The sequence below is a fragment of the Streptomyces sp. NPDC051677 genome (assembly GCF_044453465.1).
Classification (GTDB): Bacteria; Actinomycetota; Actinomycetes; order Streptomycetales; family Streptomycetaceae; genus Streptomyces.
The window spans coordinates 91,469-104,041 of record NZ_JBITCT010000006.1; the positions used below are offsets into that span (position 1 = coordinate 91,469).

10 protein-coding genes are annotated in these 12,573 nt (G+C 69.8%); 5 read left to right on the forward strand and 5 right to left on the reverse strand.

The features are described from left to right. Positions 1-92: 92 nt before the first annotated feature. Positions 93-1,151 (forward strand): non-homologous end-joining DNA ligase, encoded by a 1,059-nt coding sequence (ligD, locus tag ACIBAF_RS08980; protein ID WP_399462480.1) that lies wholly within the window; start codon positions 93-95, stop codon positions 1,149-1,151. Here ligD and ACIBAF_RS08985 read toward each other — a convergent pair. Further along, positions 1,138-3,288, reverse strand: a complete 2,151-nt coding sequence (locus ACIBAF_RS08985; RefSeq protein ID WP_399462649.1) for an OmpL47-type beta-barrel domain-containing protein — start codon at positions 3,286-3,288, stop codon at positions 1,138-1,140. The genes ligD and ACIBAF_RS08985 overlap by 14 nt on opposite strands. A gap of 53 nt (positions 3,289-3,341) precedes the next feature. After that, positions 3,342-5,819, reverse strand: a complete 2,478-nt coding sequence (locus ACIBAF_RS08990) for a ThuA domain-containing protein (protein WP_399462481.1) — start codon at positions 5,817-5,819, stop codon at positions 3,342-3,344. Positions 5,820-6,017: 198 nt separating this feature from the next. Here ACIBAF_RS08990 and ACIBAF_RS08995 point away from each other — a divergent pair, with 198 nt between their 5' ends. After that, on the forward strand, positions 6,018-6,989 hold the full coding sequence (locus tag ACIBAF_RS08995; RefSeq protein WP_399462482.1) for a multicopper oxidase domain-containing protein: 972 nt from the start codon (positions 6,018-6,020) through the stop codon (positions 6,987-6,989). Between the two features lie 77 nt (positions 6,990-7,066). Continuing rightward, a complete protein-coding gene (locus tag ACIBAF_RS09000) occupies positions 7,067-8,092 on the forward strand; it encodes a LacI family DNA-binding transcriptional regulator (RefSeq protein WP_399462483.1) in 1,026 nt (341 codons plus the stop codon). Between the two features lie 25 nt (positions 8,093-8,117). On the opposite strand, the gene ACIBAF_RS09005 is transcribed toward ACIBAF_RS09000, so the two are convergent. Beyond that, positions 8,118-8,909, reverse strand: a complete 792-nt coding sequence (locus ACIBAF_RS09005) for a VOC family protein (protein WP_399462650.1) — start codon at positions 8,907-8,909, stop codon at positions 8,118-8,120. A 215-nt stretch (positions 8,910-9,124) separates the two neighbouring features. On the opposite strand from ACIBAF_RS09005, the gene ACIBAF_RS09010 reads away from it, so the two are divergent. Beyond that, the gene (locus tag ACIBAF_RS09010; RefSeq protein WP_173877647.1) at positions 9,125-9,370 is read left to right on the forward strand and encodes a WhiB family transcriptional regulator; all 246 of its coding nucleotides are present in this window, start codon (positions 9,125-9,127) and stop codon (positions 9,368-9,370) included. Positions 9,371-9,688: 318 nt separating this feature from the next. Then, entirely contained in the window at positions 9,689-10,213 is a 525-nt protein-coding gene (locus ACIBAF_RS09015) for a hypothetical protein (protein ID WP_399462651.1), read from the forward strand. Between the two features lie 136 nt (positions 10,214-10,349). On the opposite strand, the gene ACIBAF_RS09020 is transcribed toward ACIBAF_RS09015, so the two are convergent. Both ACIBAF_RS09020 and ddaH read right to left on the reverse strand, forming a co-directional pair. Beyond that, positions 10,350-11,324: an acyl-ACP desaturase gene (locus ACIBAF_RS09020; protein WP_399462484.1), complete on the reverse strand. Its 975-nt coding sequence runs from the start codon at positions 11,322-11,324 to the stop codon at positions 10,350-10,352. A 217-nt stretch (positions 11,325-11,541) separates the two neighbouring features. After that, positions 11,542-12,318 carry a dimethylargininase gene (gene ddaH / locus ACIBAF_RS09025; RefSeq protein ID WP_399462485.1) on the reverse strand — a complete coding sequence of 259 codons (777 nt, stop codon included), beginning with the start codon at positions 12,316-12,318 and terminating at the stop codon, positions 11,542-11,544. Positions 12,319-12,573 lie beyond the last annotated feature (255 nt).

Sequence of the window (12,573 nt, forward strand, 5' to 3'; positions counted from 1 at the left end):
GCGCCCGGTGTGCGACCCGACGCCGCCCGTGGGCCGAGGCAAACCGATCCGACCTGATGCGAGCTTTCGGAGGTATGTCTACCGTGGCTCGCATGGGCGATGCGGTGGAACTGGAAGCAGCCGGGCGGACGGTACGGCTGTCCAGCCCGGACAAGGTGTTCTTCCCGGAGCGCGGCTTCACCAAGCTGGACCTCGCCCGCTACTACCAGGCGGTCGCCCCCGGCATCCTGCGCGCCCTGCGCAACCGCCCCACCACCCTGGAGCGCTACCCGGAGGGCGTGACGGGCGAGTCGTTCTTCCAGAAGCGGGCGCCGAAGAACATGCCCGACTGGATCCCGACCGCACACATCACCTTCCCCAGCGGGCGCAGCGCCGACGAGATGTGCCCGACGGAGGAGGCGGCCGTCCTGTGGGCGGCCCAGTACGGCACCCTCACCTTCCACCCCTGGCCCGTCCGCCGCACCGACGTCGACCACCCCGACGAACTGCGCATCGACCTCGACCCGCAGCCCGGCACCGACTTCGACGACGCCGTCCGCGCCGCCCACGAACTGCGCGCCGTCCTCGACGAGTTCGGCGGTCTGCGTGGTTTTCCCAAGACCTCCGGCGGCCGCGGCCTGCATGTCTTCGTGCCGATCGAGCCGAGGTGGACCTTCACCCAGGTCCGGCGCGCCGCCATCGCCGTGGGCCGCGAACTGGAACGGCGGATGCCGGACCACGTGACCATCAAGTGGTGGAAGGAGGAGCGGGGCGAACGCATCTTCGTCGACTACAACCAGACGGCCCGGGACCGCACGATCGCCTCCGCCTATTCCGTGCGCCCCCGCCCTCACGCCCCCGTGTCGGCTCCCCTGAGCTGGGACGAGGTCGGGATCGCGCACCCGCGGGACTTCGACGTCGCGACCATGCCCGCGCGCTTCGCCGAACTCGGCGACGTGCACGCGGACATGGACGATCACCGTTTCTCGCTGGAGGCCCTGCTCGAACTCGCCCGCCGGGACGAACACGACCACGGGCTGGGCGATCTGCCGTATCCGCCGGAGTACCCGAAGATGCCGGGGGAGCCGAAGCGGGTGCAGCCGAGCCGGGCGAAGAAGGAGGCGCCCCCGGCCGAGGCCGAGGCGCCTCCTCCGGACGCTACAACTCCTTGATCCGGACGTCCCGGTACGAGACGACGTCCGTCGTGCTGTGCACCTGGAGCCCGATGTAGCCGGACGCGAACCGCCGCCCGTCCGTGCCCGGGTCGTCCGAGCGGGGCGGGTAGAAGTCCTGGCCGCCGATGTTGTCGAACTCGTTGATGAGCACGCCGTTGCGGAAGACCGAGTAGTGCTGGTCGACCACCCGGATCTCGTAGTCGTTCCAGGCGCCCTTCTGCGTGACGCCGGCCCCGGCGAGTCCCACCCGGTCGAAGCCGTACACCGAGCCCGTCTTGTACATGTCGCCGTCGGGCCGGTCGAGCACCTGCACCTCGTGGCCGTACTTGATGGCGACCCACTCCGGCCGCGGCTCCTCGGGGTGGTCATGGACCCACGGGAAGCGCACGAACACACCGGAGTTGGCGTTGCCCGTGCCCGGTGCGTCGTCGCGCCACTGCAGCTTCAGTGAGAAGTCGCCGTACTTGCGCTGCGGGAACCACAGCATGCCGAGCCCGTCCCGCGTCGTGCCGGAGGTGATCGACCCGTCGGCGTTCAGGGCGAACGAGCCGCCGCCCACCTGCTGCCATCGCGCGAACGACTCCGCGGTCCCGTCGAGGATGGTGCGGTAGCCCTCGGTCTGGCCGGGCGTGCCGATGCCGGAGTCGCGGGCGGCCTGCTGGACCGCGTCGTACTCGCGGCCGTCGACGACCCCTGCGGTGAACAGCTTGTCCAGGACCGTCTTCACGTGCTTGAGGAACAGCGCGTGGGACGTCCACTCCTTCTCGTCCTCGATCAACTCGTTGATCCGGCACCGGCTGTCGGTCAGCCGGTTCGGCACCCCGGAGTCGACCGTGCCGACGATGACCGTCAACCGCTCGTCGTACTCGGGGCAGTTGGGGGCGGGGACGTGACTGGACACCACCGTGAAGGTCACCGTGCGCGCGGTGGAGGTGTTGCCCGCCTTGTCGGCGGCCCGGTAGGCGAGGGTGTGCGGTCCGGCGCGGTCGACGGTCACCGGTGCGCGGTAGGCGAGGTACGGTCCGCTGTCGAGCGAATACTCGATCCGGTCGACACCCGAGCCGCCCGCGTCCGTCGCGCTCACGGTCACCTTGGCGTTGCCGACGTACGCCCCGTCGGAGTTCCTCGTGCCGTCGACGGTCACGCCGGTCACCGGGGGCGTGGTGTCCTGCGGGGTCGCCGCGACCACCGTGAACCGGACGTCCTTCTCGGCGGACACGTTGCCCGCCTTGTCGGCGGCCCGGTAGCGCACCGTGTGGGCGCCCGTCTGGTGCACCATCACGGGTGCCGTGTAGCGCTGCCAGGCACCGGAGTTCACGGCGTACTCGATGGTGTTGACCCCGGAACCGGTGTCGGAGGCGGACACGGTGACGGTCGCCATGTCGACGTACGTCCCGTCGGCGTTCTGCTCGCCGGTCACCGTTGCGGAGGTGTCCGGTGGCGCCGTGTCGTCGGAGGGCCGGGCGACGACCGTGAACGCGACCGTCTTCTCGGCCGAGACGTTGCCCGCCTTGTCGAACGCCCGGTAGCGGACCCGGTGGCCGCCGACCTGGTCGACGACGACCGGGGCGGTGTACGGGATCCAGCCGGCCAGGTCGTCGACGGCGTACTGAACGCTGTCGACTCCGGACCCGCCGTCGTCCGTCGCGCCGATCGCGACACTCGCCGAGCCGACGTACTCGCCTTGCGCGTTCTGCACGCCGGTGACCTGCGCCGTCGTCTCGGGCGCGGTCGTGTCCTCGCCGCCGCCCTCGGTCACCACGAGGATGCCCTGCATCTGACCGTGGCCGGGGATCGTGCAGTGGTAAAAGTAGCGGCCCGGGGTCAGGGTGACCTCGGCGGTGTGGCGGCCGCCCATGTCGTCGTTCGGGTTGGCCAGGATGTTCAACGTGACGTCGTCGTTGAACTCGGGATCGCTCGTCACGAACGTCAACGTGTGGGGCATGCCGGTGGTGTTGCCGGTGGCCGCGCTGTTCTCGAAGACGATCGTCGCCTGACCCGCCACCGCCGTGGTCGGGGCCGACACATACGCGGTGATGCCGTCGCCGGCAGCCCAGGTGAGCACCTGGGCGGCAGCCGCCGGTCCGGACTGTGCCGCCGCCTTCGTCGGAGCCGCCTGCAGTCCCAGCATCATCAGCACGGCCGCCAACAGGGCCGCCCAGACTCTTCGGTGCGGTGCTCGCCGTGTCACTGCGCCCCCCTCGCCAGTTCGCCGGCAGCCGGTGTCGGACCGCCGCCGGTGTAAGTGACCCGCCACAGCGCCGACTTGGCGTCCGAGGTGAAGAAGCCGCGGCCGTAGTCGAGGACGTACAGGACGCCGTCCGGACCGAACTTCCAGTCCATGAGGTTCTTGATGCCGTCGTTGCCGACGGGCACGATCTTCTTCAGCGACTCCGAGTGCACCGGCAGACCGCCCGACCCTTGCGTCCTGGGGTCCATGACCACCGCGTTGCGCGGCTGGTCGGCGTCGTAGAAGTCGCCGACGAACCACTTGCCGTCCCAGTACGCGGGCCACTTGGCCGCGCTAGCGCTCGTGGCGTCGTAACGGTAGACGGGCCCGTTCATCGCGGCCTGCCCGCCGCCCTTGAGCCACGGCAGCCGGTAGGTCGCCTGGTCCTTGCGGTACGAGGGGACGCCGTTCGCGTCGCGCGGGTAGTCGGGTGCGCCGCCCTGGGGCGAGTACCAGATGTTGTTCCCGGTGACTGGCGGCAGATTGACCAGTCCGTCGTTGTTCGGCGACTCGTTCTTCGGGTGGTCGCAGTCGTACCAGCCCAGCGGCTTCGAGGGATCGGGCAGGTTGCGGTCCCGGTAGGGCTGTTTGTTGCCCATGCAGTACGGCCAACCCCGGTTGCTCGCCTGGGTGATGACGGCGAACGTGTCGTACTTCGCCGGCCCCCATGTCGTCGACGGGTCGCCGGCGTCCGGACCGACCCAGCCCGCGTACAGGATGTCGGTCGTGCGGTCGACGAAGATCCGCGCGGGGTTGCGGACGCCCATCACATAGATCTCGCCGCGCGTCTTGCCGCCGCCCTCGTCGGTCTCCCGGCCCGTGAAGAGGTTCCCCGTCGGGAGCGTGTAGGTGCCGTCGGCCTCCGGGTGGATGCGCAGGATCTTTCCGTTGAGGTTGTTGGTGTTTCCGGCGGTGCGGCGCGCGTCGGCGAAGGAAACACCCTTGAAGTTCGGTTGCGGGTTGTTTCCGGAGTAACCGTCGCTGAAGCCACTGGAGTTGTTGTCACCGGTGGCGATGTACAGGTTGCCCTTGGAGTCCCAGGACATCCCGCCCCCGGCGTGACAGCAACTGTGCACCTGTACCGGCCACTTGAGCAGCACCTTCTCGCTGTTCAGGTCGAGCCGGTTCGTGGCGAGGTCGAGCGTGAAGCGGGAGACGCGCCGCTCGGCCGTCCGGGTGTCACGGTTGACGCCCGAGTGGGGCGTGTAGTGCAGGTACACCCAGCCGTTCTGCTCGAACCGCGGGTCGAGCTCGATGCCGAGGAGTCCTTCCTCGACCTTGATGAGCTCGTCGCCCCCGCCCTTGTTGCCGAAGACCGTCAACTCCCCGGCCAGAGTGACCTTCTTGGTCGCCGGGTCGTAGACGTGGATCTGGCCCTTGCCCTTGCCGACGTTCGGGTTGTTCCAGTCGGTGATCACGGGCTGGGAGGAGTCGGCGCCGCCCCGCCCGATGTAGAGAACGCGGCCGTCCGGCGCGGTGACCAGGCCGTGCGGTTCGCCGATCTGGTCGTTCTGCCCGGGCTGGTTGGGCTGGGTCAGCCGCTCCGCCTTGTAGTTCCCGGTGATGGTCGCCTTGCAGTCCGCCTGCACCAGCCGGGTCGTCCACAGCAGCGCACCGCGCAGATGCGCACGGAAGTCGACCTCGTCGTACGACGACACCGTGCCGCCCATGCCCGTGTAGAACGAGCGCCCGCCGTCGTAGTCCCGGCACCAACTGACGGGGTGGTCCGCGCCGTTGGCGCTCGCGCCCGGCTGGTACGTCGACTCGCGCACCCGGGCCACGGTGTGCACGTCGCCGGACGGGTTCTTCACCCAGTTCGGCCACAGGTCCGGGCGTTTCCACTCCAGCGGCAGCTCCTTGGTGGCCGGATGCCGCCGATCGCCGACCTCAACGGTCGCCCGTTGCACGGCCGTCGGACTCGACGCGGCCGGGCGGGCGCCGATCAGACCGGTGAACCAGTCCGAGTACGGCTCCGCGCGGGCCGCGTCGTGGAGGCCGACGAACCCGCCGCCGGCCTCCATGTAGGCCTCCAGGCCCGCCTCCTGCTCCGGGTCGAGGACATCACCGCCGCCGGTCAGGAACACGACCGCGTTGTAACGGCCCAGTTCCGTACCGTCGGTGAACACCGAAGCGTCGTCGGTGGCCTCGACCGCGAACCGCTGGTCCGCCGGACCGGACAGACCGATCCGCTCGATGGCCTCGATACCGGCGTTCACGACCGGGGACTCGTCCCCGGCCGCGGCCGACCCGTGGAAGATCAGCACACGTACGTTCGCGCCGCCCGGCGGCGACTTCACGGACATCGTTGTCAGGGGTGGATCCGGGGCCGGGCGCGCGTCCGCGGCGGGCGCGGACAGCAGGCCGGCGACGAGCGTCCCGCACGCCACGGTCGTCACCCGGATTCGTCTTTTCGTGCTCAACCCTCGTAAGTGCATGGGCGCCTCCTCGGTCACAGCGACAGCGCCAAGGAAGCTAGACCGCTTTGCGTGACTCGCCAATACCTATGACCGCAATGGCACGAACTTTGTCCTGGGTGTGGAGAAACAACGGAACGACCGGTACCGTCTCACAGGTTCATCACAGGCACGTCTTCTTCATCGTCGCAAATTCCGTACCAGGGTGGGGAGTTCGGCATGGACAGACGCGGGTTCAACCGCCGGGTGCTGCTGGGCGGCGCCGCCGTCGCGACATCGTTGTCCCTGGGGCCGGAGGCGGTGAGCGCCGATCAGCCGGCGAGGATCGCGCCGCCGGGGGGAACGGTCAGACATCTCAAGCTGTACGCCGAGAAGCTCGCCGACGGGCAGTTCGGCTACGGCTTCGAGAAGGGCAAGGCGACCATCCCCGGGCCGCTCATCGAACTCAACGAGGGCGACACCGTCCACATCGAGTTCGAGAACACCCTGGACGTGGCGGTGAGTCTGCACGTCCACGGGCTGGACTACGAAGTGTCCAGCGACGGAACGAAGTTGAACAGCAGTGACGTCGAACCCGGCGGCACCCGCACCTACACCTGGCGCACCCACGCCCCCGGCCGCCGCGCCGACGGCACCTGGCGGGCGGGCAGCGCGGGCTACTGGCACTACCACGACCACGTCGTCGGCACGGAACACGGCACGGGCGGCATCCGCAAGGGCCTGTACGGGCCGGTGATCGTCCGGCGCAAGGGCGACGTCCTGCCCGACGTGACCCACACGATCGTCTTCAACGACATGACGATCAACAACAGGTCCGCCCACTCGGGCCACCAGGGCCCCGACTTCGAGGCGACGGTGGGCGATCGGGTCGAGTTCGTGATGATCACGCACGGCGAGTACTACCACACCTTCCACCTGCACGGTCACCGCTGGGCCGACAACCGCACCGGCATGCTCACCGGCCCCGACGACCCCAGTCAGGTCATCGACAACAAGATCGTGGGCCCGGCCGACTCCTTCGGCTTCCAGGTGCTCGCGGGGGAGGGGGTGGGCGCCGGGGCGTGGATGTACCACTGCCATGTGCAGAGCCACTCCGACATGGGGATGGTCGGACTGTTCCTGGTGAAGAAGCCCGACGGCACGATCCCGGGGTACGAGCCGCATGAGCCGCATGAGCCGCACCAGCACTGACGCCCGGCGGCGAGAGCGCTCTCACCGTGCTCGCCCGGAGCTATCCTGATCGGCAGCCGGCCAGGAGGAGCTCCGAAGTGACCGAGACAGTGTCGCGTCCCACGCTGGAGGCCGTGGCCGCGCGGGCCGGGGTCTCCCGGGCGACCGTGTCACGGGTCGTCAACGGCGGGGACGGCGTCCGGGAACCGCTCGTCGAGCGGGTCCGGCGGGCTGTGGAGGAGCTCGGGTACGTCCCCAACCAGGCCGCGCGCAGTTTGGTGACGAAGCGGCACGACGCCGTCGCCGTCGTCATCGCCGAACCGGAGACCCGGGTCTTCGCCGACCCCTTCTTCGCCCTCCAACTCCGCGGTATCAGCAAGGAGTTGACGGCCCACGACAACCAGCTCGTACTGCTGCTCACCGAGGGCCGCGACGACCACGCCCGGGTCGCCCGCTACCTCGCCGGCGGCCATGTCGACGGGGCGCTGGTCTTCTCCCTGCACCTCGACGACCCGCTCCCCGGCCTGATCCAGGGCGCCGGCGTCCCGACCGTGTTCGGCGGCCGGCCCGGCTGGAGCGACGGCACACGGGACGTGGTGTACGTCGACAGCGACAACCGCGGCGGCGCCCGGGAGGCCGTACGCCTCCTGGCCGCCCTCGGCCGCACCCGGATCGCGCACCTCACCGGCCCCCTCGACCAGACGTCCGCGGCGGACCGGCTCGACGGGTACCGGGAGGTCATGGGCGACGGCGACCCGCGGCTCGTCGTCGAGGGCGACTTCACCCCCGGCGGCGGCGAGCGGGCCATGCGCGAACTCCTCGACCGCTGCCCCGACGTCGACGCCGTGTTCGCCGCCAACGACCTCACCGCCGCAGGCGCTGTGCGCGTCCTGCGCGAGAGCGGACGGCGCGTGCCGGAGGACGTCGCGGTGGTCGGCTTCGACGACATGCTGCCCGTCGCCGAACAGACCGACCCCCCGCTGACGACGGTCCGTCAGGACATAGAGGAGATGGGCCGGATCATGGCCCGCCTCCTGCTGCGCCGCCTCGACCGGCACACCGCCGACGACGAAACGGGCGGCGTGATCCTGCCGACCACGATGGTGCGCCGCACTTCGGCGTAGCCCGGTCCGTCCGTCCCTCGCCGCCTCACGTCTCCTGCGACACGCTCTTGATCACCGCGAAGCGGGCGCCGTACGGGTCGGCGAGTTTGGCGATACGGCCGACGCCCTGGACGTCCGCGGCGGGCATCCGCGTCCCGCCGCCCCGTTCCTCCGCCTTGGCGACGACCGCGTCCACATCGGTGACCTCGAAGTACGGCAGCCAGTACGGCGCCGACTCGGCCTCCGTCGGATCGTCGGCCATCGGGACGATCCCGCCGAACATCGCCTCCTCCCCGGCGCCGGCGGGATTGACGCAGGTGTACGTGCCGCCTGGGAAGGGGACGGCCGAGGTCTCCAGACCCAGCGTCATGTTGTAGAAGGCGGCCGCTGCGGCGATGTCCGGCGTGTACAGCTCGACCCAGCACAGGGAGCCCGGTTCGTTCGCCACGTCCACGCCCTTGGTCAGCGCCGGCTGCCAGAGGCCGAACGGCACGCCCGCCTGGTCGGCGAGGACCGCCATCGTGCCCTGGCCCATCACGTCCATCGGCGGGAAGAACACCCTGCCGTGGGCCTGTTCGGCAGCCTTGGCCGTGGACTCCGCGTCCGGTGTCTGGAAGTACACCGTCCACGACGGCGGGCCCTGCTCGGGCGTCGTCTGCACGCCGCCCGCCACGGTCTTCCCGTCCAACTGGAAGAAGCCGTAGCCGCCGGCGTCGGGTCCCGCCGACTGGAATCGCCAGCCGAAGAGCGCGCCGTAGAAGGAGGTGGCGCCGTCGATGTCGGACGTGCCGACGTCGATCCAGTTGGGGGCGCCGTTGACGAAACGGGTGGTGAGCATCATTGCCCTCCTCGAAGGGGGTCCCGTCCTCTGCACTGCCGAGTCTGGCACCGCCCACTGACAATCGCGCGCGTGGTGCGAGCGTGCCGCGTGTTCCGCGCGCCGCCGTGCGTCGTGGCCGTCGCCGGGACATCATCGGGGCGGCCGAGGTCGTGCCGCGGCGCGTATATGCGGCGTTGATGGAACGTTTGTCGCCGCGGGGCACGATTCTCGCCATGTACACCGACACGATTCCCACACCCGACCTCGCCTGGCAGCGGGAAGCGCTGTGCGCGCAGACCGGGGCGGACTTCTTCTTCCCCGAGCCCGGCAGTTCCGTGCGGGAGGCGAAGCGCATCTGCGGCATGTGCGAGATGCGGACCGCCTGCCTCGACTACGCCCTGGCCAACGACGAACGCTTCGGCGTCTGGGGCGGCCTGTCCGAGAAGGAGCGCCTGCAGATCAGGCGCACGGCGCACTGACCCGTACCTTGCACTGCCCCTTAAATCCGAGAGACCGCGTCGCGGGGGTGCGGTTAGGATCCGGGGGCCGTCATTCTCCGCGGTAGCGTTCATCTCCCATCCATTGCAACGGCCAGGGTCTGATCCGTTGCGTTAGTCACATATCCATTGCAACGATTTACCTTCCTTGAGCTGCATGTATGTCAACGGTGCGCAACAAATGCGTTGCCTGATGTGTGAATGCAACGTAGCTTTTCCGTCATGGGAAACGATGGGGCGGGGGCCTCGCAGGTCGAGGGGCGCACGGTCGGCGGAGTGAGCGATCAAGGGGAGTGGATCATGGAGACGGCGCGGAACCGGCAGTCGGCGGCGCCCGCCGCCTTCACCGCCTTCGCCCGCTTCGTGCTCTGCGGCGGCGGAGTCGGGCTCGCCTCCAGCTTCGCCGTGGCGGCCCTCGCCTCGTGGGTTCCCTGGGTGCTGGCCAACGCCCTGATCACCGCGGTTTCCACGCTCCTCGCCACCGAGCTGCACGCCCGTTTCACCTTCGGCGCGGGCGGTCGCGCGACCTGGCGACAGCATGCGCAGTCGGCCGGGTCCGCGGTGGCCGCGTATGCGGTGACCTGCGTGGCGATGCTCGTCCTGCAGCTACTGGTGGCGGCGCCCGGCGCGGTGCTCGAACAGATCGTCTACCTGTCCGCCTCCGCGCTCGCCGGTGTCGCGCGGTTCGCGGTGCTGCGCCTCGTCGTCTTCGCGCGCACCCGCTCGCAGGCCGCGGGCGCCGTCCGCACCGCCCGTCCCGTCCGGACGACCGTGGCCCGGACCGCGGCGCCTGACAGTCGGGCGGTGCTCTGCCGCGCGGCCTGACCGGACGCCGCCGAGTCGCGACACCGCCGAGTCGCGACGCCGCCGAGTCGAGACGCCGCCGCTGTGTCCGGACAGCGCGAACGGCCCGCGCCGGGAATCGCTTCCCTTCGCGAGCCGTTCGTGAGACGGGGGGCGGTCAGCCCGCGGCGCGGGCCGCCATGCGGGCCTTGCGCGCGGCCAGCTTCTCGTCGAACTTCAGCGCCTCGGCGTCGAGGCCGCTCATGTACAGGCCGATCTCCTCCTGCGCCCGCTGCCCCTCGGGGCCGAGGCCGTCGATGTCCATGACCTTCAGGAAGCGCAGCACGGGCTGGATGACGTCGTCGTGGTGGATGCGCATGTTGTAGACCTCGCCGATGGCCATCTGCGCGGCGAACCGCTCGAAGCCGGGCATGCCGTGGCCGGGCATGCGGAAGTTCACGATGACGTCCCGCACCGCCTGCATGGTGAGGTCGGGGGCGAGCTCGAAGGCGGCCTTCAGCAGGTTGCGGTAGAAGACCATGTGCAGGTTCTCGTCGGTCGCGATGCGCGCCAGCATGCGGTCGCAGACCGGGTCGCCGGACTGGTGGCCGGTGTTGCGGTGCGAGACGCGGGTCGCCAGCTCCTGGAACGCGACGTAGGCCACCGAGTGCAGCATCGAGTGCCGGTTGTCCGACTCGAAGCCCTCGCTCATGTGGGTCATGCGGAACTGCTCCAGCTTGTCCGGGTCCACGGCGCGCGAGGCGAGCAGGTAGTCGCGCATCACGATGCCGTGCCGGCCTTCCTCGGCCGTCCAGCGGTGCACCCAGGTGCCCCAGGCGCCGTCCCGGCCGAAGAGCGAGGCGATCTCGTGGTGGTAGCTGGGCAGGTTGTCCTCGGTCAGGAGGTTCACGACCAGCGCGATCCGGCCGATCTCCGTGACCTTGGACTGCTCCTTGTCCCAGGCTTCGCCGTCCTCGAAGAAGCCGGGGAAGTTACGGCCGTCGGACCACGGCACGTACTCGTGCGGCATCCAGTCCTTGGTGACCTTCAGGTGCCGGTTGAGTTCGGTCTCGACCACTTCCTCCAGTGCGTACAGCAGCTTGGCGTCGGTCCAGACGGCGGGGCTGCCGAGATGAGGGGAGGTGATCGTCACGGGTACTCCAGGGGGACGTGAAACGGAGTGGCACAATCCGGCGAGCGAGGCCGGAACTTACGGGATCGTAGGCTACGAACCCGTAGGTTACGAAGCCGTAGGTTAAGGATGCTGTAAAGATCGCTGATCAGCCGTGTATTGCCGGGCGGTTCGGGGTACGCCGAACGGCCCCGGGATCCGCAGGTCCCAGGGCTGAAAAGGTGATCCGTTCACCCGTTCAGGCGTACAGGTCGCGCAGCCGCACCGAGAGGCACGTCACACAGCCCTCGAGTTTCTCGTACTCGCTGATGTCGACCACGACGGGCTCGTGACCGAGATCGGCGAGCAGGTCCGCGGTCTTCGGTGCGCTGGCCGCGATGAGCACGTGGGGCCCGCCCAGGAGCACCACGTGCGCGCCGGCCTCCTCGGGCACCGACAGGAAACGCGGGAACAGCGAAGGACGGTCCACCTTGGGGATGTGCCCGATCACCGTGCCGTCGGGCAGCGCCGTGACCGCCGACTTCAGGTGCAGCACCTTGCTCACCGGCACGGCCACGACCCGCGCCCCGAGCGGTTCGAAGGCGGCCCGCACCTGCTGGACGCCGGCCGCGTTGGTCCGCCCGCCCCGGCCGACGTAGATCGTGTCGCCGACCTTGAGGACGTCACCGCCGTCCAGGGTGCCCGGCTCCCAGATCCAGTTCACCGAGCAGCCGAGGCGCGCCACGGCCTCCTCGACCCCGATGGTCTCCTCGCGCCGGGACTCGGCGCCGGGGCGCGCGATCAGGGCGACGTTCTTGTACATCACCACCGTGTCCTCGACGAACACGGAGTCCGGGCAGTCGTCGGCCGGGTCGACCTCGACGGTCTCCCAGCCGTGCGTCCGCAGCGCCTCGACGTACGCCTCCCACTGCTCCAGGGCGAGCTCCACGTCGACCTTCTCCCGCTCGACATGCGTCACCAGGCCTTCGGCGAGGCGCGGGCTGGGGCGGCGGATGAGGGCCTTCTTGCTGGGCACGTCCAGGTCTCCGAATCGGCGGCGGCGTAGGGCAGGCCCTACCGGCGTCTTCGGGACGACGCCGGTCAGCCATCATGCAGCGCCGGACCACGAGGACAAAACCCCGCAGTAACAATGTGCCCCTCCTGACACCACAAGAACCCCCCACCCCGAGTCCGGCCCTGAGCCCCGCCCCAGTCCCGGGCCGGCCCCTGGGTCCAGCGCCGTCCCAGCCTCGGGCCGGGCGCCGTTCCGGGGCCGGGGACGAGTCTTGTT

What these genes read in the sequence shown, in the direction of transcription:
- ACIBAF_RS09010 (WP_173877647.1), top strand. Translation starts at nt 9,125, where the DNA reads ATGTACACCGACACGATTCCCACACCCGACCTCGCCTGGCAGCGGGAA.
- ACIBAF_RS08995 (WP_399462482.1), top strand. Translation starts at nt 6,018, where the DNA reads ATGGACAGACGCGGGTTCAACCGCCGGGTGCTGCTGGGCGGCGCCGCC.
- ACIBAF_RS08990 (WP_399462481.1), bottom strand. Translation starts at nt 5,819, where the DNA reads ATGCACTTACGAGGGTTGAGCACGAAAAGACGAATCCGGGTGACGACC.
- ligD (WP_399462480.1), top strand. Translation starts at nt 93, where the DNA reads ATGGGCGATGCGGTGGAACTGGAAGCAGCCGGGCGGACGGTACGGCTG.
- ACIBAF_RS09005 (WP_399462650.1), bottom strand. Translation starts at nt 8,909, where the DNA reads ATGCTCACCACCCGTTTCGTCAACGGCGCCCCCAACTGGATCGACGTC.
- ACIBAF_RS08985 (WP_399462649.1), bottom strand. Translation starts at nt 3,288, where the DNA reads ATGATGCTGGGACTGCAGGCGGCTCCGACGAAGGCGGCGGCACAGTCC.
- ACIBAF_RS09015 (WP_399462651.1), top strand. Translation starts at nt 9,689, where the DNA reads ATGGAGACGGCGCGGAACCGGCAGTCGGCGGCGCCCGCCGCCTTCACC.